The following is a 26,897-nucleotide window of genomic DNA, read 5'->3' on the forward strand; positions in this document are numbered from 1 at the left end:
TATGGTTAACGAATGCTTAATAAACGCCGCTCTGGCGATTTGGTTCAATCGGGCCTGTAACAAAATTGAGAGCGGCCTCGTGATGCGACGCCGCTCTGTCGTGTGATCACCAGTGGACGCGGAAACCGACATTGCCTTTCAGCGCGTAACTGTCGCCGAAATTGTTCAGGCTGGTGTTGATCAGGCCCTCGCCGAACAGGGAATAGCGTTCATTGTCGAAGCTATAGGTGCCGCCGACGCCGAGCCCACCCCACAGACGGTCCAGACGGCTTGCCAGACTGACACCTGACAGATCGGCGCGGGTTCCGTCGCGGAACTCGTAATAAAGGTTGGCGATGCCGTAGAGATTGGCGCGGTCGGTTGTCCCCTTGGCGTTTTGCCAGGAGGATGCATAATCGAGATTGAGGCCGAGACGCCCTTGCAGGCTTTCGCCGCGATCAAGCCGGACGGCGCTGCCGAAACCGTCGATGAAGTTGTCGGCATCCACCGACGAATAGACCAACTGGCCCTGTGGCGTGACGGACCAGCGCTCATCGATGGTGAGTTTCTGGCCGCTTTCCAGCGAGAGCGCATAGCCAAAAGCACGGCTTCCGGTGGCGAGTGCCGATGCACCTTCGGCTGATGTGGTCAGGTCGCTGTCGTACCAGGTGGCCTGTGTCAGTGCGTCGGCATAGAAACCGTTTGCGCCATACCAGGTCAGTGTTCCGCCGAGGCCGTAACCGTCGGTCGAAATGTCGCCGGATACAAAGTCGCGTGACGATGTTCTGGTCTTGCCATGCATATACTGGCCAAAGATACCGCCGATCAGGCTGCCCTGATCATTCTCCAGAAATGCGCCATCGATACCGGCCTGCATCTTGAAGATGTTCTGGCGAGTTTGGATGCCGGTCGTCGTGTGATCCGGTTCGAGGCGATTATGTGCACCTTCGATGCGGCCCCAGACACCATTACCCATTGAGGCCACCTTGTCGGGAGCTGTTGTTTGACCCACCCATACACGATTGCCAGTGCGCTGGCGCAGCGTAGAGACCTCGTTCATGCCGAGCAGATGCTGCGAATAGGCCTCATAGACCGGCGCGCCAGCCTGCAGCTTGCCTTCGGGTTGTGGCTCGGGGTCTGTATTGGGGTTTTCCGGATTTGGATTTGGTGTAGGGGTCGGATCTGGATCTGGGTCCGGCTTGGGGTCAACTGGCGTTTTCTTGGAGATCAGATACCAGTCATTGGTGTCCTGACCCTGGGCGTTACCTTTATAAAGACCGTATTCATACGCGCCGATCACGATGACTGGTTTGCCGCCCGTGCGATATTGCGCATCCAGTATGAAGTCGCCGTCAGAGCTGCCGCTAACCGTGATGACCTCAATGCCGGACGTTGTGACGTCACCTGTTCCGCCGCGATTGTTGACATGGAGGAGGGTGGTACCCGACGTGTCCCCGTCGATGACGATCTTGTTGGCTTTCGAGGTGTCATCGCCAAGAACGGCATTGATCGTCAGCATGCCATTGTTGCCGGTATAATTGCCGGTAATATGGAGAATATTGTCCGTCGATGTACCGAAGTTGACGTTGCCTGCATTGGTAAGGGCGGCCAGCGTTTGATCCATACTATTGAGGTCGAGCGTCGCTCCCGTCGAGACCGCAAATGCCGATGTCGTGCTGAACACATTGGCCGAACCGGCTTTCAGGGTTCCAGCAAGAATAGTGGTGTCACCGCTATAGGTGTTGATGCCCGATAGCGTCGTTGTACCCGTGCCAACCTGCGACAAGCCGCCATTTCCTGAAATGTCAGCGCCGAAATCAAACGCATTGTTGCGGTTGAACGCCAGTTCGCCCTCATTGACGATTTGCTGGCTGGCCAGACTGCCCGTCGCGCCGCCTGCGCCAAGCTGAAGCCGGGCACCGGCTGCAATCGTTGTTACGCCGCTATAGCTGTTTGCACCCGACAGCGCGAGACTGCCAGTGCTCACCGTAATGCCGCCGGTGCCGCTGATACTTCCAGCGAAGGTTGTGCTTGCATTGGAAAAGTTGAGCGTCTTGGTGCCAAGCAGTACAGTGCCCGTGCCGGTCAGGGTCTGAATCGTGGTAGAGGCTGCCGTTATGGCGTTGATATCAAATGTTCCATCCACATTGATCAGGCTGGATGAACTCAGACTACCGTTTGTGTTGAGCGCCATGGTGCCCGACCGGATATCGGTTGTGCCGGTATAAGTATGGGTGCCCACGCTTGTCCATACCAGACCGTCACCGATTTTTACGATGCCGCCTGTTCCTGAAACCGCACCGGAAATCCCCATAGTGTTGTTTGCGTAGACCGTATCGATTGTCAGTATTTTGTCGCTAAGTTTGACCGTACCACTATTGCCGATTGTGATCTGACTGCCATTCGGATTATCGACAATGAATTTTACGTCGTTCGCCAGCTCAAATTTTCTTGGCCCTGACGCGCCGATACCAGTGCCGGAATATTGGAAGCCAACACCGTTAACACCATAAATCATCAGGCTGCCTGCTGTAACGGTCCCCCCAATACCGTTGATATTTAGAGAGGAGCCGTCCGCGACGTAAATCTTGCCGACAGAATAAACCTGACCCGGGTTAATGTTTATACTTTGCACTGAGGGTCCGATGATGACTGTGTCAGTCGCCGTTGGTAGAACTCCACCGTTCCAGTTGGCAGCTGTTCCCCAAAGACCACCAGCCGGCACGCCTACATATCCAATGTCTGCTGCCCACGCCGCTTGGGAAAGAACAAGCAACGCTGTGCTCGCAGAAAGAAGAGCTGCCAGCTCGTGCAATCGGTATGTGCGCATCAAATTATCCTGCATATTTCGCAAAACAACCGGGCAGGTTGCTTTAGGCCATGCTTCTCCCGTCTGGAGTGCTAGCCGTCTGTTTGGGACTGATAGGATTGTTTCCAGAAGGCTCGCGCCACGCTTTGAACGATGAGCGTTGCGAACCCGACCCGGTGGGCCAGAATGATTTTGGTCAGAGCATCTTAAGCAAAATCAGGCGTCTGACGTCGTAGCGAACGCGAAATTACAAACTGTACTTTGGAAGGTGCTGGCATTGCCGCTCTTTCTCTGCGAATCGAATCGCTTATAAAGATAAGCCATATGAATTATATTTGTAATTATAAAAATTTGGATGATTTAATAATTGCATTATTTAAGAAGTCGCAAATTTATATCTATCTAATATTATATGGTCGTGATGTGTTTTGGTGCAGGGAAAATCCAAATGGGCTGATGCCGATCTGGTACTGATGGTCAAGCCGTACTGAAAGCGGCGATCAACAGTGCAGGCCCGCTTCATTCAGATCGGCATTCTCGCCGGGAAATAATGTGTCCTTCATCTGCTGACATAAAGCGGAACCGAAACCGTGAGAAACGCTGATGTACCTTCGACCCGGTTCTCGGTATGGAATTCCCGTAAGAGCTTCACGCGTGCCTGCACCGGCGTTTTATCGAGTTCGAAATTATAGCTGGCGGTTACACCCAGCGCTGCAACGCGTCCGCGATAGCCGCCGAGTATCGCACCACTGCCGCTATCATCGCTGATCTGCTGGTAATAATAGCCAATGGCGCCGAGCGAGAACTGTTTCGACAGATACTGCGAGACCGCGCCTTCGACGTGAAACTCGGTTCCGGTGCGATAATCTGTGGTGGGGTTCTCTCCATTGAAGGTGAAGCCTACGACACCCGATATGTCGAGGCCGCGCGCCGGATCGAACCATGTTCCAGCGGCGGAAATATCTCCAGCCCAGCGATGAAAAGCAATATTGGCGAGCGAGTTCTTCTCATAGTCCCCAATGGGAACATTGACCATGCCGTTGAGAGTCCAATGGAAGTCGCCGGCACCCCATCCAATTGTCGTCGTCACAATGGGGTCGCCAATCTTGGTGACGTTGTTATCGATGTCGCCGGAATAGGGGCCATACACCAGATCGGCATCGACATTTTGATGGCCAAAGGGTGTGGTCAGACCGAAAGCCAGCCGTCCCCCCAATAACTCATAGGGTGTGGACCATATGAAGGTGGGCAGATCGACGACGGCTTTTGCATCGACACCAAAGCCCACGACACCGCCGAGCGGCAGCGGAGCCGACGCACCCGCGCTCGCGCGATAGAAATATGTGTCGTTTTGCAAATATACTCCCGGTGCAGGCAATATTGCGGCGAGCGGACCTTTCGACCCTAGCAGGTAAAAGCCAAGGCCGTTTTCCGCCGCTTGCGCGCTGAAACAGAGCAGGGCCATTGGAATGGTCCAAAAGAGAAGCTTCACGCTTCCGATCACTGATTTCATGGGCCTGCTCCGAGTCGGACGTTTGGTTGGATGGTTGCTAAAGTGGCAATCAGCGGAGGTTGTAGCCTTCGATGGCGACCATCGGGTTCAGGCCTTCAATCTGTGCCTTGGTGACGGCTGCGGTGACTTCGCGGGTCTCTTGGGGGTAGATCGTGATGTAATTATCGTCATAGGTGATCGGCAGAACTTCACCGGAATCGCCGTCTTTCTGTAGCTGGGCTCGCACAAAGAACGCGATATGATCGGTGGGATTGGTCAGTGAAATTCGAAAACGGCGTAGATCACCTTGCGGTTCGATCTCTGTGATAGCCGATTTGAGATCCACCTTCGGCATCGTGTTGAGCGGTGTGAAATCAGCCCATTGTTTCTGCTTCAGGATCATGGCGTCCATCATGTTGTTCGGATCCATGTCCTCGGGAATGTCGTCCTTAGCTGACTGCCAATACGTGTTCTCTGCGAACACGTCATTCTCGCCATTGCGGATCTGTAATCGTACGAAATAGACCGTGCCCATGTCTTCATAACGGGGCAGCGTCATCGCGATTGTGGACGTTGTGGGTCTGGCCTCTTTGACGGTCACGTTCTTTTCGTGTTGGAGCTTACCGTTGATATCATATAGGCGCGCTGAGACGATCAGGTTTTTCTGATCTTCCCGTGTCTGATTGACGAGGTAGATGTTGGCTTTGGAGCGGTCGCCCGTTGCATAGCCGTCAAAAACCACGCTTAGCGGTTGCAGGGCCTTTTTGGCGCCGAAATATCCGCCGCCTTGCTTCATATAATAGTCGAAGAGATGACCAAAGAAGGATGGCCAGTGGCTGTTGAGCATCCAGAAGATCGTCATCTTGTGGGTGTCGCCGCCAAGTGCGCCATAGGCTTCGTTCTGCGCACGGACATTTTCATAGGTGGTGAGCTGCGCCTTGCGCGCAAAATCCTCCACGCTGTTCGACGGGCCATATCGATTTTCAACGGCGGCCTTGGCGCTATCCAGCGTTCTATTGCCGGGCGCGGAACCGGCGCGCATATACCAGAAATCATTGATCGGCCAGCGCTTATCCGCTGGCAGGAATTTCTTCAGGCTATCCAGAGGCAGAATAGTCTCGTCATTGCCGGCTTCGGCTATAGAGCCCATCGCGCCGACGATATTACCCTTGAACCAGAAGGCAGGTGAGCGCCAGGAATAGGGGGCTGCCATGTGGATGCCGCTCCAGTGAGCATTGCGTGCGGATACGGTATCGACAACCGCATTTTGCCAGTGCAGTTCGTTCAAGATGTTATGGTAATTTTCAAGAACATCTGTGGGTGGTAGGCCATCGCTTCCGTTTGCCCAGATAAACGCCGATGCATGCGAACGGTAGTCCAGGATCATATCCCGGACCGTGGCGGAAGCAACGGCGTAGTCTTCTTTGTCCCAATGGCTCCACAGTTCCCACGACCCGCAGCACATGAGGCCGCGCATGACAGGAATGCCCTCCTTGTCGGCCAACTCCAGTATATCATCATCGGCAAACTTGCCCTCCCAGCGCAGCATATTGACGCCAAGGTCTTTCGCGTAGCGGATGATGTCGCGATCACGTTGCGGATTGTTGTCGAACAACAAATCGGGCGTATAAGCCGCGCCCCGGATCAGATAATCGCGCCCATTGACCTTAATGTAGAAACTGCCAGGGCTCTTGAACTTGCGAAACAGCGGAGTTTTGTCGCGGTGCTGTGTAATCTTGCGTATGCCGAAATCGGTCGTCGCGGTGTCGGAAACCTTGTCACCGATGCGAAAGGTGAGCTTCAAATTATAAAGGTTCGGCTTGCCCCATATATAGGGCCACCAGACATCGGGCTTGTCGATTGTCAAAGCCTTTATATGTTCAGGCGTGAAGCTTTCTTCCCGGGTTTCGTTGCCTTTCAGGGTAACGGCCTTTTCGAAGTTGATGCTCGGCTTACCCTCGCGGGTGATCTCGCCACTCAGCACCCCGGTGACAGGTTTGGATGAACGGTTGACCAGATTGGCATAGACATCAAGTTTTGCCGTTTGGAGACTGGGCACGTCCAAATCGGCTTTGACATAGGGGTTACGCAGAGCAACATCACCGCCATAGGTCAGATAGACCTTGCGCCAGATGCCTGCGCCTTTATCGGGCACATAGGAGGTCTTGGTTGAGGGATCACCAAAATACTTGAGATTGATCCAATCCATCCAGGTATCGGTCAGATCGACGCCTTCATGCTTTCCTGATCCGGGTGTGTCGCCCAGAGTCAGGCTGGGCGTACGTTGCTCCGGGGTGATCTTGACCGCCAGAAGATTATCTGGCCCGGGATGAATGTACTGCGTGACGTCAAATTCGTACTTGCGGCTCATGCCGACAATCTCGTCGGGCCCTGTAATCTTCTGGCCGTTCAGCCAGATTTCACCGCGATAGTTGAGACCGTTGAAGATCAGCGTGTAACGGTCATGACCTTCTGGAACGTTTAGCTTTGTCTGGTACCACCACTGGTGCTTCCAGAGTGTGTTATCCACTTTGGCAAGATTGTCGCCATAGTAGATATCCTTGTAGACGCCGGCCTTGCTGAGCGTGTTCAAAACAGTGGATGGCATGTTCTGGACGGCATAGCCCTTGTCGCCGAGCGGCGTGTTGGGCACATCGATCTGCACAGCTTTAGCGGCGTCATCCTGGATAAGACGCCATCCATGTTGCAACTCTATCTTGCCGCTTGTGTCCTCAGCCTGTGCATCAAAAGAAAAGGACGAAGTGAGGATTGCTCCGGCAACCAGAAAATACCACCAACGAGCCATTCGCGTCCCCAAATGTATGCATGTCAGAACATTGAAACCGGTGCCCGCAGATTGACTGTGTAGTCTGTATCAGCCTGGCGAACACCGGTATGATGGATGAGAACTCAGTGATTTGCTTTCAGAGAAAACCGATCGGTAGTGCGTTCAAACGATGCTGTTTGTTTTGCAGCATTTTCCAAAATATTCGAGGCTGCGCTTCGGCCATCTCTTCTGTGTTTTGGGGTCGACTTTTATCAGGCCAAAGTTCTTTGCAAATCCTTCGTTCCATTCCCAGTTGTCCGTGGATGACCAGTAGACCAGCCCCTTCAGATTGACGCCCTTCTGCATGGCTTTATAGGCTTCCTCAACATAGCCCTTGATGAACTCAATCCGGGTTAAGTCTTCGACAGTGCCATTGACGACGAGATTAGGCTCGTCGACAGGGAAACCAAACTCTGTGACGTAAATGTCAGGTGCCCCATAGCCATTGTGGACACGCAAGAGTGTTTCGGAAAAGCCATCCGGCTCATAGGGGAGATATTTCGTACGCTTTAGGTTATCGGGAGGTGTGTCCTGTATGAACCCAAGTGGCGTGTATGGCTCGGCTTTGACATAGAAGCGTGAATAATAGTTCACGCCAAGAAAATCGGGTTTGGCGGCAATGATCTCCATGTCTCCCGGGCGGATGACTGGTGCGACCAGCGCGCGCACCTCTTGCGGATATTCCTGCCCGAACAGAGGATCGAGATAGGCTGTGTTCCAGTAGGCATCCATGGTGCGGACGATCTTTTCGTCCTCTGGGAAGTTTGATTTTGAGCGGACGGTCTGGAGATTGAGCGTGGTGCCGACTTTGGCGTCTTTTGGTAGGTTGGCACGGGCGGTAGCGATGATAAGACCCTGCGCAACATTTTGATGGTGGATCGCATCTCCCATCGCCCTTAAGGATATATACCCCGGTGCGAAACGTCCCGATCCGTAACCGAAGGTGGAGACGGTGCCGGGCTCGTTCATGGCGATCCAAAGCTTGATGCGGTCGCCAAACTTGCGCGTGATGATTTCCGTGTAATCGGCTGCATATTGAATGATTTCACGATTGCGAAAATTACCCGCCCATACCGGGTTTTCGAAATGCACGATAGTCGCCATGGGGTCGAGCCCAAGCTGCAGCATTTCGTCAACCATGCGGTCATACAGATCGAGTGCTGCGATACTTGGCGCTCCCGGTCCTTCCGGCTGGATGCGTGACCAGTAGAAAGAGAAACGAAACGCATTCAAACCGGCATTTGACAACATGGCGAGTTCTTCGCCGTAGCGCGTTTCAAACTGCGTGTTCGTTACATTGGAGGAGCCGTCGTGGATCCTTCCAGAGATATCTGCGAAAACGTCCCAGTTGCTGCGGCCGCGACCGACGCGGCTCTCAGTCTGCGCGGCAGCGGACGCGGCGCCCCACTTGAAACCGGGTGGAAAAGTCTTCTGCTGAGCAAATGCAATTTCCGGGGCAATTGTGGCGGCTGCAGTAGCTCCGGCCACTTTTAAGAACGAACGTCGTGAAAAGCTAAACCGGCTTGACTGATCGTGGTCCATTCGCGAGATCCTGTATCTGAAAGGATAGGTATCTTTTAAGGGCAGGAATCTGGCGTCGGAAAAGCGTGAGCTTTTCCGATTGTAGTGAAAACTGTCCTTGGAGAGATTTAGTCTTCTGCATATTCGCTGCGCGCGCATGTTTCATATTGAAACAGGTATATCTATTCTCCTCGACTACGAGCTATATGTAAAAACCGGAGGGTGGCAATACGGATTTATCCCATATTGGATTGAATATTATCTCTATCTAATAAAAACTAAAGGATATTAGATTTTATTTGGAAATATAAATCGACCAGTTTATATTTATAGGGAACTATAAAAGTGGTGGCTTCTGTTAATGGTGCTCTTTGCTTTATTTAGAGCAGTTATTTTTGTGACAAATTCATGAGAACGCGAGGGGCGTGCCGTTTAGAAGGCTTACTTGACGCGCTCAGGTTGACTTTAGGAAGTAATGAATGCCCTCAACATTTATGTTTGGCTTGAAGAAAGGCTGGTAAATAGTGCCGGAATTTTTTCTCTCGACCGATATGGTGGATGAAAAATCTCGCAATGCTTTCTGGCAGGAAGTATCGAAACTTATATACGAAGTTTCACCTGCCGACGAGAATATCGAGACCGAGCTGATCGGGACAATCCGCTCGCGGCTGTTCGACAGCATGGTTCTGGGCGACACGACGTTCAATGAGCAAATCTGCCGGCGGACGCCCGAGATGATTGCGCGCACCGATCTGGATATCTGTCTGCTTCAGCTTGTCCTGTCAGGCGAGTATACAGGCGATTTCGACGGGACGAATGTCTATGTGCAGCCGGGTGACATGTTTTTCATGGACCTCACCAAAGTGCTGGATAGTCGAAAGGAAGCTGGCTCCCGAGTGACCCTCGCCATACCCCGGTTTGAGATAAACAAATGGTTCCCCGCGAAAGATCTGCATGGGCTGGTTCTGCCGCGGAATGTGAACATCAATCAGGTGCTGTTCGATTTTATTTTGAGTCTGGATGGTGCGCTGGATTTCGTTCAGGAGAATGAAATACCGGGGATCAAGGAAGCACTTGTCCTGTTGCTGGTCGCGGCCGTGGATGGTGTTGCGCTCTCTCCGGCGCAATCGAGCGCCATTGACCAGTCAATGCGACAAAGAGTGATGGACTATATCGATCTGAATATTCGCGACCAGCGCTTGAGCCCCAAAACGATCATGGCGCATTTCAAACTCTCGCACTCGCATCTTTATAGGCAGTTCGATCAGGATGACGGCATTACCAAACTGATCCGGCAGAAGCGTTTGGATCTGGCTTATCGCTATCTCATCCATAGCAAAGGCAAGGCGGAAACTCTGAAAGAGATCGCTTATAAATGCGGCTTCTCGGATCGCGCCCAGTTCACGCGGCTGTTCAAGGATCGCTATGATGTTTCACCGCAAGATCTGCGCGAACTGAAACAAGTGCCGGGGCATGATCCGATGTCGGCTTCCAACCTGCACCAGCACATTCAGGATCATCTGGCTCGCATACAACCAGCCAAATCCTGAAAGATCAGACCGCGGCCTTTTCGAGGGCGCGGTCCCGCTCAGCAATCAGCGTGGCAATGACCCCGGCAACGAGAACCGCGTGCTCGCTGACCTGCGGCAATCCCATCAGCTCACCGAAGGTACCGCGTGCGAGCGGTCCGGCGATCAGCAGCGTTTCATCGGCGAAGCCTGATGTCGAGATCGCACGACTTCGCCGGTCACAGAGAAGGCCGAGCCCAGTCGGGCAAAGGGCCAGATGCTCTGCTGCGGCAAGCGCTGTCAGCAATGGCTGTGATCCGAGAATGCCGCCATGGCCGGGACCGGTGGTTACGACCACCTTGTCCACGTCGAGAATATCGAGTTCGCCGGTGCGGCGGTCTTTGAGGCTGATGCGCAAAGTGTCGCCGGAGGATTCCGCGATACGGACGGAGGCGGCCCGCACCGAAAGGCTGCCATCGGCGACAGCGCTATCGAGAGCATTTTCCACTTGTGGAGCAATGCGGAAGCGATGCACATCCCAGAACGGGCGAACATGGCGAGCAATGCGTCTGCGCTCCGACACGGGCAAGGCTCGCCATATGTCCTGCCCTTGAAGACGGACTGCATCGAGAACCGGATGCCAGCTCAACCCTTCGGCCTGTGCTGCCTTAATGGCTTTGCGCACCCGGTGCAGCAATTTTGAAGGGCTGAGCGATGGCTCGGTGATGAAATCGCCATAAGGGTCATGGGTGGTACGGGGATGACCGCGGGAGCGAAGGCCACGGCGGGAAATCGAAACGATCCGGCCCTTGTGGCCATGCGCTTTCAGCGTGGCGATGACGTCGGCTGCCGTCAGTCCGTTGCCGACCACCAGCACGCGATCTTTTGACTGCACCTTATCCAGTGCGCCAGGGCGCGTTGCGTCGGCAATCAGCCCCTGATGCTCCCTGATCGGGTCCAGCACACCCGGCAGGGATGGAGCGGGATGGCTGACCGCCAATACGACGACATCGGCAATGACGGGATCACCGTCTTCTGTTTCAATGGTCCAGAAGTCATTGTCCTTGGTCGCATTCATAGCGCGGGTGCGGCGGTGTTCCACGCTCCCGGCCTCAATCAAAGGCCCCAGTCTCGACGATGCATAAAGCCCGAAGACTGTACGGGCCGGGAAGGGCGCGCCGTCCAGACTGAAAGCATCCGGATCGCTTTCCAGTATCCCGGTTTCCGCAAGCCAGTTGCTGAAATCCTGTGGCTCGTCGGGCAGGATGGACATCCGGTCGGCAGGCACGTTGATGCGATGCACGGGTTCCAGCGTGTCATAGGCCAGCCCACGCCCAAGCTTCTCGCGCGGTTCAATCACCACGATCCGCCAGCTGGCGTCATGTTGTTGCTGGGACAGTTGGCGCGCCAGATGCAGCGCAACAGCCGCGCCTGTAAAACCGCCGCCGATAATGGCGACGGTGCCGGTATGGGCTTTCGTCAGCATTTCAGATCTCACGAGCCGGAAGCGACCTTTACATTACCCCCATGTCCGCCGCCGCCAAAGACCTGCTTTTTACCGAAGGACGAGCGAATCTGGTTGCGCGGACCTTCCAATCCCAATTCGGGGAACAGGAGTTCGGAAACCCGGTAAGCCTCTTCCAGATGCGGATAGCCGGAGGCGATCACCGTATCGATGCCCAGTTCCTGATATTCGCGCAGGCGGGCGGCAACGGTTTGGGGCGATCCGACCAGTGCGGTCCCGGCGCCGGAACGCACAAGGCCAATGCCCGCCCAGAGATTGGGCGATACTTCCAGCTTGTCGCGGCGTCCATTGTGCAAGGCGACCATGCGGGCCTGACCGACGGAATCGGAGTTTTTCAGGAAGACCTGCTGGGCTGCGGCGATGGTTTCATCATCGAGATGCGAAATGAGACGGTCGGCAGCTTCCCACGCTTCATCATCCGTTTCGCGAACGATGAAGTGAAGACGAATGCCGAAGGATATCTGGTCGTCACGACCTTTTGCCTTGGCCGCTTTGCGAACGGCGGCGATCTTTTCGCCGACCTGTGCCGGGGGCTCGCCCCAGGTCAGATATTTGTCGACGAGACCGACGGAAAAATCGATGCCGGCTTGTGACGAACCGCCGAAATAGATGGGCGGGCGGGCTTGCACCGGCGGCAGGCCAAGAGCTGCATCGTGGGCTTTGATGTATTTGCCGTCGAGATTGCCGTGGCCGGTTTCGATCAGATCGTTGAACACTTGGAAGAATTCATCGGCATGGTCGTAACGTTCATCATGCGGCAGGAAAATGCCGTCGCCAGCCAACTCCTGCTGGCTGCCGCCAACGACGATATTGAGAAGAAGTCTGCCGTGAGACACGCGATCGAGTGTTGCGGCGAGGCGGGCATAATAAGCAGGCGAGGCGACTCCGGGACGGATCGCGACGAGGAACTTCAGTTTTTCCGTATAGGCGGCAAGATTAGCGGCCAGAACGAAGGATTCTTCACAAGCAACCCCTGTCGGGATGAGAACGCCGGAATAGCCGAGGCGGTCGGCGGCTTGTGCAATTTCCCGAAAATAGGCGGGATCGGAAGGGCGGCTCAGCGCGTCGGTCCCCAGATAGGTGCCGTCACCCGAAGACGGGATGAACCAGAGAAAATCGAGCGGCTTTCCATTGGTGGACATGAGAGACCTTTCTTCCAGTGTTCCGTAAGCCCACTCATTGCCCGGTGGATGCCATCGGACACATGGAGCAGCGCGATGTGTTCGGGGAATATTGTAGCTGACCAGATTGCTCGCTTAAGGAATGCGATGCTAAAAACCGCGCCATGCGTGAAGTTTATCGACACGGTAGACCGGGGTGTCGCGAAACATGATTGCTGTCGCATCGGGCAAAGTCGGATGAACCGCTGAACGTCAACTCTGTGGGTCCAGCATCAGCAAGCAGAGAAACCTGTTCCAGTTTCCGCTGATCATCGATATTTCTATATTGCGAAATGAGGGAGACAGAATGCGCCGCGACAAGAAGAAGGCGACGATTTACGACCTTTCTGTTCTGTCGGGAAGCTCGCCTTCCACGGTCAGTGCCGTGCTCAATGGTACGTGGCGCAAGCGCAGGATCAGTCAGGCGACGGCGGAGTCTATCCTCAATCTTGCCGAGCAGCACCAATACACTGCCAATCGTCAGGCGCAGGGGTTGCGTCATTCCCGCTCCGGCCTTGTCGGGCTGCTGCTGCCTTTGCACGACAACCGCTTCTTCTCGTCCATGGCGCAGACATTCGAGGCGCATGTCCGCGCGCGGGGGCTGTGTCCTGTCGTGGTCAGCGCGGGGCGCGATCCGGACGAAGAACGCGAAACGGCAGAAACGCTGATTTCCTATGCCATCGATGAATTGTTCATCTGTGGCGCGACGGACCCGGACAGTTTGCATGAATTATGCGAGCAGGCGGCGATCCCCCATGTGAATATCGATCTGCCCGGATCGAGGGCGCCATCAGTGACCACAGATAATTTCGCCGGTGGCCGCATGCTGACGGAAGCGATCATCGCGCATTTTGCCGATCGCGAACCTTTGCAGCCGATGGAGCTTTGTCTGTTCGGCGGACGCAACGACGAATCCACCCGCCAGCGTATTCGCGGTTTTCATCATACCAAGCAGGCCGTGCTGGGTTCCGATCCGGAAAACTGCGTTTTCCACACCGGCTATTCGCCATCAAATACGTTGCGGGCTTTGGATGAATATCGCGAGCATCATGGTCGGTTGCCGCGTGGACTGTTCGTCAATTCCTCGATCAATCTGGAGGGCTTGCTACGCTATATGGTCGAGCATCCGCACGAGCAGCTCAACGATCTGGTGGTCGGCTGTTACGACTACGACCCCTTTGCATCTTTCCTGTCGTTCCCGGTGATTTCAATCCAGCAGGATGTGGAAGGCATGATCGCCAAAGCCTTCGATCTGATGGAAAAACACGTCACGGAACCGGAGCTGCATCTGGTTATGCCCAGATTAATTGCGCCGCGTTCGGCCATCGCGCTGCCGGTGGATAGTCTGAAAGATATCAAATAAATACATGCTGCTGGCGCAGCGCTGACGGGAACCGCGCTGCGTTTTTCCAAGCTCGTTTTATTACAAGCACTCCGACATCGTCATCGCATACCCCGCGGAATCGTGTTGACAGATTTTAGGGGCTGGCGCATTATCAGCTTGCACAATCGATTGTGCACATTGTTGTGCAAAGTTACAGCATCTCCAACCGGGAAGAGGCCGGGGACGAGATGCCGCCGCCTGACGGGAGATGGCGGCGCTGGCAGGTGGAGGCAATGCTACGCGCGTGAATTTTTGAAAACGGCTGTCCAGAGTGCGTTTCGATCTGTTTGAATCGGATCGGCGCTCTAGATATCTGCGCTCAAGCACATCCTTTCGAAAACGGGATTGTATTTCGGGGATGTCCGGTGAGCGAGCCGTTGGCTTCAGCGCATGTAAAGCCGCCTCGTGCAGGCGAAATTCCCGGTCGGATGCCAGAAAAACAGACAATTACTAGGAGGAGAGTCATGAAGGTATCGAAGATGACAGGCGCGCTGGCTGGCGTGCTGATGATGGCCGCTACGACGGCTCATGCGGAAGTCAAGGATGCGGTGGTCGGCTTTTTGATGCCGGATCAGGCGTCCACGCGCTATGAAGAGCGCGATTTCCCGGGTTTTGCAGCAGAAATGAAGAAGCTCTGCGAAAGCTGTAAGGTGCTTTATCTCAACGCCGATGGCGATGCGACCAAGCAGCAGCAACAGTTCAATTCGGTCATTTCGCAGGGCGCGAAGGTGATTGTTCTCGATGCCGTTGATACTGCTGCCGCAGCCTCGCTCGTGAAGCTGGCCCAGTCGCAGGATATCAAGGTCATCGCCTATGACCGTCCGATCCCGGATGCGACGTCGGATTTCTACGTTTCGTTCGACAATGAAGCCATCGGCAAGTCAATTGCTGAATCGCTCGTCAAGGACTTGAAGGCCAAGAACGTGCCGACCGACAAGGGCGGCGTTCTTCAGATCAACGGTTCGCCGACCGACGCGGCTGCCGGTCTTATCAAGAACGGCATTCATGCCGGTCTGAAGGACAGCGGCTACAAGACGCTGGCCGAATATGACACGCCGGAATGGGCGCCGAGCAAGGCTCAGCAGTGGGCGAGCGGCCAGATCACCCGCTTCAACGACCAGATCGTCGGCATTGTGGCTGCCAATGATGGCACCGCAGGCGGAGCAATTGCGGCCATGAAGGCTGCGGGCATCGATCCGCTGCCGCCGATCACCGGCAATGACGCGACGATTGCGGCGCTTCAGCTGATCATTTCGGGTGACCAGTTCAACACCATCAACAAGCCATCGGAAATCGTTGCTTCGGAAGCTGCGCGCGTTGCCGCCCAGTTGCTGAATGGCGAAACGCCGAAGGCTGAAACCACCCTTTACAACACGCCGTCGAAGCTTTTCGTCCCGGCGGTTGTGACGGCTGAAAACCTCAAGGCTGAAATCATCGACAAGAACGTCGTGCCCGCAGCAACGCTGTGCGTCGATCGCTATGCCGATGGCTGCAAGAAGCTCGGCATCACGAACTAAGCAATGATATGCCCGGCCGGTTTACCGGTCGGGCGTCCTTTTTTACGCACATCTGATCCGAAAGCCGTTTCACATTTTTCGGGATGTGCTGTGTTTCGTGCGCAAAGGCATATCGAGCGATATGTCGGGGAAAGTGAAAAATGTCCCAGGAAAACAAAGCGGCGACTTCATCGTCGCAGCCCGTGCTGCGCCTCAGCGGCATTTCCAAGAATTTCGGCGCGGTTTCTGCGCTGACCGATATCGATCTGGAAGTCTATCCGGGTGAAGTGGTGGCGCTGGTTGGCGACAATGGCGCCGGAAAATCCACGCTCATCAAGACACTTGCCGGTGTGCATCAGCCGAGTTCGGGTACGATAGAATTCAATGGCGAGAAGGTTGTGCTGTCCTCGCCGGGCGTTGCGCTCGATCTTGGCATAGCGACGGTCTTTCAGGATCTGGCGCTGTGCGAAAATCTCGATGTCGTGGCCAATATTTTCCTTGGCCGGGAGCTTAGCCCCTACCGCCTCGATGAAGTGTCGATGGAAATCAAGGCTTGGAAGCTTTTGAACGAGCTTTCTGCCCGTATCCCCAGCGTCCGCGAGCCGGTCGCCTCGCTTTCGGGTGGTCAGCGGCAGACCGTCGCGATTTCGCGCTCGCTGCTGCTCGATCCAAAGCTCATCATGCTCGATGAACCGACCGCCGCACTTGGCGTCGCGCAGACGGCGGAAGTGCTTGATCTGATCGAGCGCGTGCGTGATCGCGGTCTGGGTGTTCTGATGATCAGCCATAATATGGAAGATGTGCGCGCCGTCGCAGACCGCATCGTGGTGCTGCGTCTCGGTCGCAATAACGGTGTTTTCTATCCGGATTCATCGAACGAGGAACTGGTCGCCGCCATCACCGGCGCAACCAGCAATTCCGTTTCCCGCCGTGCCGAACGACGTCAGGCACAGCACGATGACGCCCATGACCGGGGAGAAGCATGATGAACCAGACAACCGGAAATACCCCGCTCGACCGGCAGGATGCCCGCGTGCGTCATGATGAAGGCGTTTCGGGCGCGCTGCGCGGCTTCTTCGATCGCGTGCGTTCAGGCGATCTTGGCTCGCTGCCGGTTATCGTCGGCCTCGTCATCATCTGGACCGTGTTCCAGACGCTGAACCCGGTTTTCCTGTCGAGCAATAACCTTGTGAACCTGTTGTTCGATTGCTCGACCATCGGCGTCATTTCGCTTGGTATCGTCTGCATTCTGATGCTCGGCGAAATCGATCTGTCGGTCGGCTCCGTCAGTGGTCTTGCCTCGGCTATCGTCGGTGTGCTGTGGGTTAACAATGGCTGGCCGGTGGCGCTGGCGATTGTCGCAGCGCTTTGCGCGGGCGCGTTGATCGGCCTGCTCTACGCCTTCCTTTATAATCGCTTCAGCATGCCAAGCTTCGTTTCGACGCTGGCGGGCCTGCTCGCGGCACTTGGTCTCCAGCTCTATCTCCTCGGCAATACCGGCTCGATCAACCTGCCTTATGGCTCGTGGCTCGTCAGCTTCGGCCAGCTTCTGGTGATGCCGCGTCCGCTCTCCTATGCGCTGGCGCTGATTGCAGGTCTCGCGATCTTCTTCACGGGTTTTCGCTCGGCGCAGCGTCGTCGTGAGGCCGGGCTTTCGGCTCCGTCCGTCGCCGGTATCGCGTTCAAGGCCATCATCGTCACGCTCATCGTCGGTGGCGCGGTGTTCTATCTCAACCAGTCGCGTGGCGTGCCGTGGATGTTCGGCCTGTTTGTGGCGCTGGTGGTTGCCATGAACTATGCGCTGACCCGCACCCGCTGGGGCCGCGCCATGCAGGCCGTCGGCGGCAACCGCGAAGCCGCGCGCCGTGCCGGTATCAACGTTACGTTCATCTATATCTCCGCCTTCGTCACCTGTTCGGTATTGGCTGCAGCGGGCGGTATTCTGGCTGCATCGCGTCTGGCATCGTCTAGCCAGCAGGCCGGTACGGGCGACGTCAACCTCAACGCCATTGCGGCAGCGGTTATTGGCGGCACCAGCCTGTTTGGCGGTCGCGGCAGCGCATGGTCGGCCCTGCTCGGCATCATCGTCATCCAGTCGATTGCCAGCGGTCTGACCTTGCTCGATCTGTCGTCGTCGCTTCGCTATATGATCACCGGTGCCGTGCTGGCAATCGCTGTGATTGTTGATTCTCTTGCACGCCGCTCGCGCCAGTCGCACGGTCGCGCCTAACAAATAGAAGGATTCTCCAAATGGCTCAGGATCTCAAAGGACAAGTTGCAGCGGTTACCGGCGCTGCCTCCGGCATCGGCTTCGAATGCGCAAAGCACATGATCGAAGCAGGCATGACTGTGTTTCTCGTTGATCGTGACGAGAAGGCGCTGAAGGAAAAATGCGCGGAGCTTGGCGATAAGGCAAAGCCGCTGGTCATCGATCTGCTCAGCCCGGAATCGGTTGCCACCATGGTGCCGCAGATTCTCGAACAGGCCGGTCAGCTTGATGTGTTCCATGCCAATGCGGGCGCTTATATCGGCGGGCCGCTCTGGGAAGGTAACCCGGATGCCTGGGATCGCATGTTGAACCTCAACATCAATGCGGCGTTCCGCACGGTTCATGCCGTGCTGCCGCATATGATGGAGCGCAAGACGGGCGACATCATCATGACCAGCTCGGTGGCCGGTGTTGTGCCGGTGATCTGGGAGCCGATCTACACGGCCTCCAAACATGCCGTGCAGGCTTTCGTGCATACGGTTCGCCGTCAGGTTGCGCCGCATGGCATTCGCGTCGGCGGTGTCCTGCCCGGCCCGGTCGTGACCGCGCTGATCAGCGACTGGCCGAAGGCAAAGCTCGAAGAAGCGCTGGCCAATGGCAGCCTGATGGAGCCGAAGGAAGTGGCTGAATCGGTGATGTTCATGCTGACGCGCCCGCGGAACATCACCATTCGCGATCTCGTCATCGTGCCGCAGAGCCTCGATCTGTAATTCCTTCAAGAACGGTTCCGGTTAAAACGGAATCGGGGAAACGCTCTATCTTGTTGTTTTTACGCATTATCCTACGCAAAACCGCTTCGCACTTTTGCTGGAAATGCTCAAGAACGGGTCGGAGACCATGACTCATTATTATTTGGGCGTCGATGTCGGCACCGGGAGCGCCCGGGCCGGCGTGTTCGACGCCAGGGGTACCATGCTGGCTTCGGCCAAGCGCGACATTACGATGTGGCGCGAGGCTGGCAGCATTGTTGAACAGTCGAGCGCCAATATCTGGCAATCCGTCTGCGAAAGCGTGCGCGAGGCGGTGAAGGTGGCCGGGATCGATCCTGCCAGCGTTGCCGGTATCGGCTATGACGCCACCTGCTCGCTCGTGGTGCTGGGCGGGGGCGGCAAGCCGCTCGCCGTTGGCCCGTCGAATGACCCGGCCCGCGACATCATTGTCTGGATGGATCATCGTGCGGTCGAACAGGCCGAGCGCATCAATGCAACCAAGGCCAAGGTGCTGGATTATGTCGGCGGCACCATTTCACCGGAAATGGAAACGCCAAAGCTTCTCTGGCTGAAGGAAAACAAGCCGGAAAGTTTTGCGTCCGCCTGGCAGTTTTTCGATCTTACCGATTTTCTGACCTGGAAGTCTTGCGGCAGTCTTGCGCGTTCGGCCTGCACGGTCACCTGCAAATGGACCTATCTGAGCCATGAAAATCGCTGGGACGAAGCCTATTTCCGCGAAGTCGGTCTCGGCGAATTGGCCGATGAGGGCTTTGTGCGCATTGGTACGGAGGTTCGCGCTGGTGGCGAGAAGCTTGGCGTTCTGAGCGAACAGGCCGCTGCGGAGCTTGGCCTCAAGCCGGGCATCGCGATTGCCGCCGGTCTGATCGACGCTCATGCGGGCGGCATTGGCACAGTTGGCGCGCGCGGCGATGCGGGCAAGGTGTTGTCGCGCATGGCCTATGTGTTCGGCACATCCGCCTGCACTATGACCACGACAGAACAGCCGGTTTTTGTGGATGGCGTCTGGGGTCCGTATTATTCGGCCATGGTGCCGGGGTTCTGGCTCAATGAGGGCGGTCAGTCGGCGGCAGGTGCGGCCATTGATCATCTCATCCATATGCATCCCTTCGCAGCGGAGGCGGAAAAGCAGGCTGCGGCTGAAGGCAAGGGTCTTGCAGACCGTCTCGCTTTCGAAGTGGAAGCGCGCGGCGGCGCTGCAAGGACGGCTGAGATCATCGGCGATATTCATGTCGTGCCGGAGTTTCTCGGCAATCGCGCACCATTCGCAGACCCGGACGCCCGTGCTGTCATTGCCGGGCTTGATCTTGATGCGGGTATCGACAGCTTGACTGCGCTTTATCTGGCCGGTCTTTGCGGGCTTGGCTATGGCGCGCGCCAGATCGTCGAAGCGCAGAAGGTAAAGGGCATCGCGACAGATACCATCGTCGTCAGCGGCGGTGCGGCCCGTTCGCATCTCGTGCGTCAGGTGTTGGCCGATACGACGGGTCTCGTCATCGCGGCTTCCACCTCGCCGGAACCGGTTCTGCTCGGCTCAGCCATGCTTGGCGCCGTTGCTGGTGGCGCCTATCCGGACCTTGCGACGGCGATGGACGCCATGTCCGAACTGGGCGAGGTCAATCAGCCCGATTCTGACCGGGTAAAATGGCATGATCGCCGTTTCGAGGCGTTCACGCTGTTGCAGGACACGGCACGCAAGCTGCGCGATTTCTGATCGCAATCAGCATCGATAAAATGAAAACAGCCCCGGTTCGATATCGAACCGGGGCTGTTTGCGTTGGAACGAATAGGCCTTACATCAAAGGCGCATCGGCTTCCGGTTCATATTCGCGCGCGCCGTCATCCTTGGCGAACAGCACGCAAGGACCTTGCGAGCCGCGCGGGTCATAGGCAAAGCCTTTTTCGGCCAGCGCATGGGTGATATCGCGAATGCCTGCTAGACCGTAAAGATGGTCGTGCAGTTCCAGAAAAATGCGCTCGACGCCCGGCAGTTCGGCCAGCTTGAGCAAATCACGCTCCGCGCCTTCAATATCCATCACCAGCACATTGATGCCGTGGTCGGCGATAAACTGGTCGATATTGGTCGAGGTAATGGAAATCGTGCTTTCGTAAGGCCCCTGATTTTCGTCCATGGACGACATCCAGAGATCCTTGCGCACGTAGAAACGGAAGGTGCCGGTTTCACCCGCGCTCAAAATGCCTTGCGACAGGACCACATTGTCATGGCCGTTGGCGTCGAGTACGCGCCGCGCCAGCGAGGCGGTTGCCGGATTGGCTTCGAACGCCCAGACGGCCACATCATCGATTCGCGCAATCAGAGAGGTGATGATGCCGATGCCGGACCCCAATTCCAGAACCCGGTCGCTGGCCTTCACGGCCTTTCTAATCGTACGGGCTTCCTTGGCTTCATAGCTGCCGCTGCTCAGCGCCTGCCAGATGACGGGCGATACTTCGCCCGGCTCGATGGGCACGACGACCCCATGTACATTCAACACTTGCGCACCTAATTGATTGCTGCCACTTAATTAGTGGTAGCAGTTAGCTGCGACTGGAAACAGTCCTTCCCCGTCCTTTTTTGGTATGCAGATAAGCGAGCTCTGTTGCAGGCATTGGCCTGCCGATCAGATAGCCCTGTACCTGATCACAACCGAGCCCCTTGAGGCATTCATACTGCTCTTCGGTCTCGATGCCCTCGGCGATGGTGATCATGCGCAGGCTGCGGCCAACGCCGGTGACCAGCTCGACAATGGCAAGCGCATCGCTGCGCGTCGTGACATCGCGAACAAACGAGCGGTCGATCTTGATCTTGTCGAAGGGGAAGCCGCTCAGGCTGCCGAGCGACGAATAACCCGTACCGAAATCATCCATGGCGATCTGGATGCCGAGCGCTTTCAAGCCGCGCAGGGTTTCCAGCGTCTGCTCGTTCTTGTCGAGCAGCACGGATTCGGTGATTTCCAGTTCCAGCCTGCGCGGATCGAGCCCGGTTTCCTGCAGCGCCGCCATGACAGTCTGGACAAGATCCTTGTCGCGGAACTGCACCGGGGAAAGGTTGACGGCGATCCTCAGAGGCTTGTTCCAGCGTGTCGCTTCCTGACAGGCGGTTTTCAGCACCCATTCGCCAAGCGGCATGATCGTGCCGATCTTCTCCGCCACGGGAATGAACTCCATCGGAGAGACCGAGCCGCGCACCGGATGCGTCCAGCGCAGAAGCGCTTCGTAGCCGCAGATTTCCCGCGTGTCTGTCGTCGCCTGCGGTTGGTAATAGACTTCCATTTCATTGTTCTGGAGTGCGGTTTGCAAATCCGCTTCGAACGACTTCTTTTCACGCAGCCGCGTCAGCATGTCTGACTTGAAGACGCTGACATGCCCATGGCCGACGGCCTTGGCTTCATAAAGCGCCAGATCGGCATGCTTGAACATTTCTTCCGTGTCCGGCTCGCCTTCCGATATGGCAACACCGACGCAGGTTCCGATCTTGATTTCCAGCTCTCCAACCCGATACGGGCGGCTGATTTCGTCCATCAGGCGCGCGGCGAATTCGAGCGAGTCTTCCTCGGTCATGCCTGTCGACAACACGGCAAATTCGTCACCACCGAGGCGGCAGACAATGTCGCCCTTGCGGCTCAGCCGCGTCAGCCGCCGTGAAACGGCTTGCAGCAGGATATCGCCGACATCGTGCCCAAGCGTGTCGTTCACATCCTTGAAGCCGTCCAGATCAAGCAGAAGAATGACAGCTGACGGCCCGCCGGAGAGGGCTGCTGTCAGCCGCGTTTCCAGATCCTGGCGGAACAGGACGCGGTTCGGAAGGCCGGTCAGTGCGTCGTGATGCGCATCATGTTCGAGACGAAAGTTCTGTGATTGCAGTTCCGCTGTAGCCTCGCGCAGATCGGCCGTGAGGCGCTGCATGCGTCCGTGGGCGCGGTCCAACAAATTATTATGGCGGATAAGCAGAATGACCAGAATGACGCCGCAGAGGATAAGGCCAGCGGCCAGCGCCGTATAGATGAAATGGAGCTGCTTGACGTCGCTTTGGGCGGCATCGATCAGCCCGACATCATGCTCCACTGATGTGGAGGCCAGTGTCGTCAACGGCCCGTCCAGCTCGCTCATTGCAACCAGCATGGCCTTCATGTCTTCGGGGCTCATCGTGTCGAGCTTTATATCCAGCTGGTGGATGATTTCGCTCAGTTTCACGTAAAGCTGTCGGCGTCCCGGGTCGTCCTGAATGAACGAGCGCAGATTGCCTTGCTGAAGCATTTCAAGGCGCCCGACCATGAAGTCGAGCCGCAGCCGGACTTCATCGCGATCGACATCTGGAAGCCCAAGCGCCAGCGCGCTGAGCCGGTGCTCAAGGCGCAGATATTCTGACACGGTCTGCCCGATGGACCAGGAGTCATTATACCGGGAAAACTTTTGCAAAGCCGTCTGACGCTCTGCGATGACATAGGCGATATAGCCCGTTGCCACCACAAAGCAGCAGATAATGACACCCAGTATGCGTCTCAAGCTTGGCCTCTATTCGACGATCAGCTTGGCAACCTGCCAGGCGGAGCGCGTGTAATAAGTTTGATTCTGGAGTTGAGGGTCGCTGTCATACGGGTAGATAATAAACAACGGTCCTTTGTCCCGTACGGCCATGTACTTTCCGTCCCGCTTTAAAGCAAGAATTACGTTGAATTTCTTGAAATCATCGAGCGGAATGGTGGTCACGTAGTCGTTGAGTGCGACGGCGGTAACCGTTTTGCCTTCTGCGCCGACCAGTTTCATGAGCTGATCGAGAGAAACGCCCTCGAAGCTAACTTTACCGTCGTACCACGGATTGGCGGTTTCCACGGTCTTGAGGCCGAGGGCTTCCAGACCTGCGCGATCGAACTGCGCTGTGTCCCCATTATTCTTGTTCTGGATATTGCCCGATATGGTGAGGATAGGCTTGTCCTGCGGCTTGGGCAAAGAACCGGCGAATGCGCCGGAAACGGCGGTCGCGCACACGACCAGGCAGACTAGAAGACGACTAAGGTTCATTGCATTTCTCCCTGAGATGGTCGGTCAATAAAGCAAATTACCTAAATCAGCGTGAATACTGCGGACGCATTCGAATTTCATAAGACTCGATAAAATTCGCGTCCATGATCTTTCGCCTGCACTTATAACAAATGAAAACAATAGCATAGTAGACGCTTGCCTAATGAATTCGTCAAGAGCCGACCATCGCTTCGATTATTTTATTTTCATTTTTTTTCGAGTTGTCGAATAGCTATACCATTTGTGCGGCGAAAAGGCGGCATTGTTAAGTAATGAATAATATGAATCGTGCGAAGGGTGACAATTCGCATAATAAAACAACTTAGGATTGCCGGATTTGTGGTGCGGGTGTGCAGTCCAGACGGTTTAGCAATTGCTGCGCGTAAAGTATTGATAGCAATGCCGCAATGCGTGTGGTCAGAGCCGTCTGACTCCTCGTTATTTGAGGGCTGACGGCAGCAAAAACGGAAGTTCATGTGAATGTGTGTGTAATCTATCAAGCCCGCGGATCACGCTTCAATCAGGCAAACTGTCACGATATACGACATCTGCCGTATTGTGATGGGCTGGTTTTGAACGATAATTTCCCTGCAACATCACGTCATAATATTGGCTGGCTGCATTGACGCGGTTTGCCAGTCTACGCGGGGGCGTCCAGCGAGTGAGGAAGGTTTCTTCCTCACTCGCTGGTTTTATCGTAGCGCGTTTGCGCTATCGCATTACACGGAGGCAAGCGCCTCTGCGATTGTATCTTTCAGCGCCAGACGCTGCTTGCGCAAAAGCGTTTCTTCTTCCTGGCTCAAGGGCGTGATCTTGGTTTCAGCCAGATGAATACGATCATTGATCGAGTCATATTCTTCCAGAATGCGCGCGAAACGCACATCCTTCGCCTTAAGGGCATGGATAGCTTCAATCTGGCCGGGGAATTCTTCTCCGAGCGTGTGGGGCGTGTTCGACATGACGTCTCCTTCCTTTGCTATGGTCAAGCTTCGCAGAGCAGGTCGGAATGGGCATTGATCGCGATCAAATCCAAGCGATCGCTTACACAATACCAGCTGTCACATGGTTATCAAAATACGGCCCAACCCTTCGGGCGCATCGCCACGCGGAGTCACTTTGTGAAGACGGTCGGCTTCCAGCCGCGAGCAAAACCCATCGACATTGCAAGACTGGCATATTCAATTTCCTTGATGAGAAAATCACGATCCTTCAGCAAGGCTTCGATAGCGGTTCGCACGTCGCCATTGTGGTAGGCGAGAACGAGGTCAATCTCGTCCTCATAGCCCTGTTTTTGTACAAGCGCGTTCATTTGCCGTGCTCCTTATAAGCAGACATCATCATTCCTGAGCATATCGGAATCTATTGGCTTTCACCGTCGATGTTCTTATTTTGTTCACGTCTTATAAAAGAGTCAAGCCTGTTGCCTTGTATATCGCGAGGAATTTCCGCGATTGTGCGTAACCGGCTGTGAGTATGGGATTCTTTCGTAACAAGGCGCGACAGGTATGCTGCTTTCCTGTCGTGTATAGCCATCGGCTGTGCCTTGAGCTTGGCGGGTTTCATAAATGACGGTTGGCACATGAATAAAGTGCCAACGTCTAAATTCATTGTTAGCTTTGAGTAGAAGTTGCAGAATTTCGCGGTCGTGCAGGCGCTGCTTTTCGCTTGGGCTTAGGTAGCAGTCCTTCTCGCTGCGCTCTTTTTTTCGCGTCTTTGCGGGCGCGACGGATGGCTTCGTCCTTCTCTCGAACGCGTTTTTCTGATGGCTTCTCGTAAGCGCGACGGGCTTTCATTTCACGAAAGACACCTTCGCGCTGCAGCTTCTTTTTCAGTACACGGAGCGCTTGGTCGACATTGTTATCTCTTACGAGTACCTGCAATTTCTATCCTACTCTTTTGATGGTTTGGTGTGATCGCGCTCCAATCGCGCAGCTCGGAGGCGTTCAGTCTTTGTGTCTACTGCCGCCCTTTCGTTTTCCAGGATGCCTTTAGCCGTCTTGTCGGTAACCGCGTTTTTGGTTTCCATTCGCGTGAGAGGCTGCTTGAAGAGCGTTTCTTTTGTTAGTTCACCCATAGTATACTCCCGTTCGGCACGTTGGTTCCGCATTTGGATACGAAAAACAGAGGCCAAAATAAAAAAGGCCGGGCTAACCCGACCTTCTGTTTGTCTCAACCATCAATGCCAGTACATCCGTGGTCAAAGATCGGAGACAATATTTCTTCTCTGATTACAGAGCCTGAAGATTGTCAGCAGCCTTTTTGCCTGAGCGGCGATCTGCTACGAGTTCAAAGCCCACCTTCTGGCCTTCATTGAGCGAATGCAAACCTGCGCGCTCAACTGCAGAAATGTGAACGAACACATCGGGAGAACCGTCGTCAGGCTGAATAAATCCAAAGCCCTTAGCGCTGTTAAAGAATTTTACTGTTCCGTTGGTCATATTGAATATCCTTCAAATCGAACGGTTAAATAATAACGAAAATTAATTCGCTGCGAGTTTTACGATTTGAAAGAAAAAGAGGGGCTTATAATTTTAGCCGCGTCGTTCGATGACAAAATCGATACAAATTACCTAGCGCTGACTGAGGATTTTTACAAGGCCTGGACAGTCACTTTATTAAAACGTGATTATCTAATTGCGAAATACACCCACAACGAAAAACCGCAACGGGACAAATGACTGCTGTCTACCTAAGAGGATAATCAGAATGTACTCGCCGGTTCAAAAAGCCCCCCGATCGAGAGACCGGGATGCAATCTTCAGGGCCTTAAACAGGGTGCGGCTGCCTTGGACGTCGATCACTGAATAATGCACGTGCCGGGCCAGTCACGGCATGAGCGGTTTGCGCAGCCGGAGAGGGCGCTGATGATAAGAGCCGCACAGAAGATAACGGTGAGTGGTTTCAATCTCCCTCCCCAAAGAAACTATGAATAATTACCGGACAATAACGTGATTCCAGATATCCACAACTGCATCAGCCACCATATGTAGCGACGACAAAATACCATGAGCGCCTCGTAAGAAATGTTCTTTTTCGTTCAGGCGTTATAAAATCCGACCATGTTGCATGGGCCTGCCGTGCATTTTCGTAAGTCATTGTAATTTATGGAAATCTATTTGCGACAAGACGCGACATGAAAACAGACCTAAAACGGTGTCGATTCTCGTCTAATTTTTT

The 26,897-nt window shown here is 55.2% G+C and carries 21 protein-coding genes; 7 read left to right on the plus strand and 14 right to left on the minus strand.

Annotation, left to right across the window (positions count from 1 at the left end; translation table 11 throughout):
- Window positions 1-106: 106 nt before the first annotated feature.
- From QBD01_RS21465 to QBD01_RS21480, 4 genes are all read right to left on the minus strand, one after another.
- On the minus strand, window positions 107-2,497 hold the full coding sequence (locus tag QBD01_RS21465; RefSeq protein WP_280994458.1) for an autotransporter outer membrane beta-barrel domain-containing protein: 2,391 nt from the start codon (window positions 2,495-2,497) through the stop codon (window positions 107-109).
- Between the two features lie 850 nt (window positions 2,498-3,347).
- The gene (locus QBD01_RS21470) at window positions 3,348-4,301 is read right to left on the minus strand and encodes a transporter (protein ID WP_280994459.1); all 954 of its coding nucleotides are present in this window, start codon (window positions 4,299-4,301) and stop codon (window positions 3,348-3,350) included.
- Window positions 4,302-4,350: 49 nt separating this feature from the next.
- Entirely contained in the window at window positions 4,351-7,086 is a 2,736-nt protein-coding gene (locus QBD01_RS21475; RefSeq protein WP_280994460.1) for a sugar-binding domain-containing protein, read from the minus strand.
- Window positions 7,087-7,230: 144 nt separating this feature from the next.
- The gene (locus QBD01_RS21480; protein WP_280994461.1) at window positions 7,231-8,787 is read right to left on the minus strand and encodes a family 1 glycosylhydrolase; all 1,557 of its coding nucleotides are present in this window, start codon (window positions 8,785-8,787) and stop codon (window positions 7,231-7,233) included.
- Window positions 8,788-9,152: 365 nt separating this feature from the next.
- On the opposite strand from QBD01_RS21480, the gene QBD01_RS21485 reads away from it, so the two are divergent.
- Entirely contained in the window at window positions 9,153-10,178 is a 1,026-nt protein-coding gene (locus tag QBD01_RS21485; protein ID WP_280994462.1) for a helix-turn-helix domain-containing protein, read from the plus strand.
- Between the two features lie 4 nt (window positions 10,179-10,182).
- Here QBD01_RS21485 and QBD01_RS21490 read toward each other — a convergent pair whose 3' ends face one another.
- Together QBD01_RS21490 and ssuD are read right to left on the minus strand one after the other, a co-directional pair.
- The gene (locus QBD01_RS21490; RefSeq protein WP_280994463.1) at window positions 10,183-11,622 is read right to left on the minus strand and encodes an FAD-dependent oxidoreductase; all 1,440 of its coding nucleotides are present in this window, start codon (window positions 11,620-11,622) and stop codon (window positions 10,183-10,185) included.
- Between the two features lie 8 nt (window positions 11,623-11,630).
- The gene (gene ssuD, locus QBD01_RS21495) at window positions 11,631-12,803 is read right to left on the minus strand and encodes an FMNH2-dependent alkanesulfonate monooxygenase (protein WP_280994464.1); all 1,173 of its coding nucleotides are present in this window, start codon (window positions 12,801-12,803) and stop codon (window positions 11,631-11,633) included.
- 325 nt (window positions 12,804-13,128) lie between these two features.
- On the opposite strand from ssuD, the gene QBD01_RS21500 reads away from it, so the two are divergent.
- The 6 genes from QBD01_RS21500 to QBD01_RS21525 all read left to right on the plus strand — a co-directional run bounded on the left by QBD01_RS21500 (window position 13,129) and on the right by QBD01_RS21525 (window position 20,412).
- On the plus strand, window positions 13,129-14,184 hold the full coding sequence (locus tag QBD01_RS21500; RefSeq protein ID WP_280994465.1) for a LacI family DNA-binding transcriptional regulator: 1,056 nt from the start codon (window positions 13,129-13,131) through the stop codon (window positions 14,182-14,184).
- A 485-nt stretch (window positions 14,185-14,669) separates the two neighbouring features.
- Window positions 14,670-15,722 carry a sugar ABC transporter substrate-binding protein gene (locus QBD01_RS21505; RefSeq protein ID WP_182519508.1) on the plus strand — a complete coding sequence of 351 codons (1,053 nt, stop codon included), beginning with the start codon at window positions 14,670-14,672 and terminating at the stop codon, window positions 15,720-15,722.
- Window positions 15,723-15,862: 140 nt separating this feature from the next.
- Complete coding sequence (locus QBD01_RS21510) at window positions 15,863-16,687, plus strand: ATP-binding cassette domain-containing protein (RefSeq protein WP_138783453.1); 825 nt, start codon at window positions 15,863-15,865, stop codon at window positions 16,685-16,687.
- Window positions 16,687-17,931, plus strand: a complete 1,245-nt coding sequence (locus QBD01_RS21515) for a sugar ABC transporter permease (RefSeq protein WP_280994494.1) — start codon at window positions 16,687-16,689, stop codon at window positions 17,929-17,931. Before QBD01_RS21510 ends, QBD01_RS21515 begins: the two co-directional genes overlap by 1 nt.
- A 20-nt stretch (window positions 17,932-17,951) precedes the next feature.
- Window positions 17,952-18,680, plus strand: coding sequence for an SDR family oxidoreductase (locus tag QBD01_RS21520; protein WP_078338990.1), 729 nt, complete (start codon window positions 17,952-17,954; stop codon window positions 18,678-18,680).
- A 127-nt stretch (window positions 18,681-18,807) separates the two neighbouring features.
- Window positions 18,808-20,412, plus strand: coding sequence for an FGGY-family carbohydrate kinase (locus QBD01_RS21525; protein WP_280994466.1), 1,605 nt, complete (start codon window positions 18,808-18,810; stop codon window positions 20,410-20,412).
- Window positions 20,413-20,491: 79 nt separating this feature from the next.
- On the opposite strand, the gene QBD01_RS21530 is transcribed toward QBD01_RS21525, so the two are convergent.
- The 8 genes from QBD01_RS21530 to QBD01_RS21565 form a co-directional block, all read right to left on the minus strand.
- Window positions 20,492-21,193: an FkbM family methyltransferase gene (locus QBD01_RS21530; RefSeq protein ID WP_280994467.1), complete on the minus strand. Its 702-nt coding sequence runs from the start codon at window positions 21,191-21,193 to the stop codon at window positions 20,492-20,494.
- A gap of 43 nt (window positions 21,194-21,236) precedes the next feature.
- Window positions 21,237-23,204 (minus strand): EAL domain-containing protein, encoded by a 1,968-nt coding sequence (locus QBD01_RS21535; protein WP_280994468.1) that lies wholly within the window; start codon window positions 23,202-23,204, stop codon window positions 21,237-21,239.
- A 9-nt stretch (window positions 23,205-23,213) separates the two neighbouring features.
- Entirely contained in the window at window positions 23,214-23,720 is a 507-nt protein-coding gene (locus QBD01_RS21540; protein WP_182519513.1) for a molybdopterin-dependent oxidoreductase, read from the minus strand.
- A 719-nt stretch (window positions 23,721-24,439) separates the two neighbouring features.
- Window positions 24,440-24,679, minus strand: coding sequence for a YdcH family protein (locus tag QBD01_RS21545; RefSeq protein WP_182519514.1), 240 nt, complete (start codon window positions 24,677-24,679; stop codon window positions 24,440-24,442).
- Between the two features lie 152 nt (window positions 24,680-24,831).
- Complete coding sequence (locus tag QBD01_RS21550) at window positions 24,832-25,029, minus strand: CUE domain-containing protein (protein WP_182519515.1); 198 nt, start codon at window positions 25,027-25,029, stop codon at window positions 24,832-24,834.
- A gap of 301 nt (window positions 25,030-25,330) precedes the next feature.
- A complete protein-coding gene (gene rpsU, locus QBD01_RS21555) occupies window positions 25,331-25,600 on the minus strand; it encodes a 30S ribosomal protein S21 (RefSeq protein WP_280994469.1) in 270 nt (89 codons plus the stop codon).
- 8 nt (window positions 25,601-25,608) lie between these two features.
- On the minus strand, window positions 25,609-25,794 hold the full coding sequence (locus QBD01_RS21560) for a hypothetical protein (protein WP_280994470.1): 186 nt from the start codon (window positions 25,792-25,794) through the stop codon (window positions 25,609-25,611).
- 154 nt (window positions 25,795-25,948) lie between these two features.
- The gene (locus QBD01_RS21565; protein WP_182519518.1) at window positions 25,949-26,158 is read right to left on the minus strand and encodes a cold-shock protein; all 210 of its coding nucleotides are present in this window, start codon (window positions 26,156-26,158) and stop codon (window positions 25,949-25,951) included.
- Between the last annotated feature and the right edge of the window lie 739 nt (window positions 26,159-26,897).

It is taken from the genome of Ochrobactrum sp. 19YEA23, assembly GCF_029909865.1.
Classification (GTDB): domain Bacteria; phylum Pseudomonadota; class Alphaproteobacteria; order Rhizobiales; family Rhizobiaceae; genus Brucella; species Brucella gambitense.

Excerpts from the sequence above, each read along its gene's own strand:
- QBD01_RS21510 (WP_138783453.1), top strand. The coding sequence starts at position 15,863 with ATGTCCCAGGAAAACAAAGCGGCGACTTCATCGTCGCAGCCCGTGCTG.
- QBD01_RS21520 (WP_078338990.1), top strand. The coding sequence starts at position 17,952 with ATGGCTCAGGATCTCAAAGGACAAGTTGCAGCGGTTACCGGCGCTGCC.
- QBD01_RS21525 (WP_280994466.1), top strand. The coding sequence starts at position 18,808 with ATGACTCATTATTATTTGGGCGTCGATGTCGGCACCGGGAGCGCCCGG.
- QBD01_RS21500 (WP_280994465.1), top strand. The coding sequence starts at position 13,129 with ATGCGCCGCGACAAGAAGAAGGCGACGATTTACGACCTTTCTGTTCTG.
- QBD01_RS21540 (WP_182519513.1), bottom strand. The coding sequence starts at position 23,720 with ATGAACCTTAGTCGTCTTCTAGTCTGCCTGGTCGTGTGCGCGACCGCC.
- QBD01_RS21490 (WP_280994463.1), bottom strand. The coding sequence starts at position 11,622 with ATGCTGACGAAAGCCCATACCGGCACCGTCGCCATTATCGGCGGCGGT.
- QBD01_RS21545 (WP_182519514.1), bottom strand. The coding sequence starts at position 24,679 with ATGTCGAACACGCCCCACACGCTCGGAGAAGAATTCCCCGGCCAGATT.
- QBD01_RS21560 (WP_280994470.1), bottom strand. The coding sequence starts at position 25,794 with ATGGGTGAACTAACAAAAGAAACGCTCTTCAAGCAGCCTCTCACGCGA.
- QBD01_RS21505 (WP_182519508.1), top strand. The coding sequence starts at position 14,670 with ATGAAGGTATCGAAGATGACAGGCGCGCTGGCTGGCGTGCTGATGATG.
- QBD01_RS21470 (WP_280994459.1), bottom strand. The coding sequence starts at position 4,301 with ATGAAATCAGTGATCGGAAGCGTGAAGCTTCTCTTTTGGACCATTCCA.
- QBD01_RS21465 (WP_280994458.1), bottom strand. The coding sequence starts at position 2,497 with ATGATTTATGGTGTTAACGGTGTTGGCTTCCAATATTCCGGCACTGGT.
- QBD01_RS21480 (WP_280994461.1), bottom strand. The coding sequence starts at position 8,787 with ATGCGCGCGCAGCGAATATGCAGAAGACTAAATCTCTCCAAGGACAGT.
- QBD01_RS21475 (WP_280994460.1), bottom strand. The coding sequence starts at position 7,086 with ATGGCTCGTTGGTGGTATTTTCTGGTTGCCGGAGCAATCCTCACTTCG.
- QBD01_RS21565 (WP_182519518.1), bottom strand. The coding sequence starts at position 26,158 with ATGACCAACGGAACAGTAAAATTCTTTAACAGCGCTAAGGGCTTTGGA.
- QBD01_RS21515 (WP_280994494.1), top strand. The coding sequence starts at position 16,687 with ATGAACCAGACAACCGGAAATACCCCGCTCGACCGGCAGGATGCCCGC.
- QBD01_RS21550 (WP_182519515.1), bottom strand. The coding sequence starts at position 25,029 with ATGAACGCGCTTGTACAAAAACAGGGCTATGAGGACGAGATTGACCTC.
- ssuD (WP_280994464.1), bottom strand. The coding sequence starts at position 12,803 with ATGTCCACCAATGGAAAGCCGCTCGATTTTCTCTGGTTCATCCCGTCT.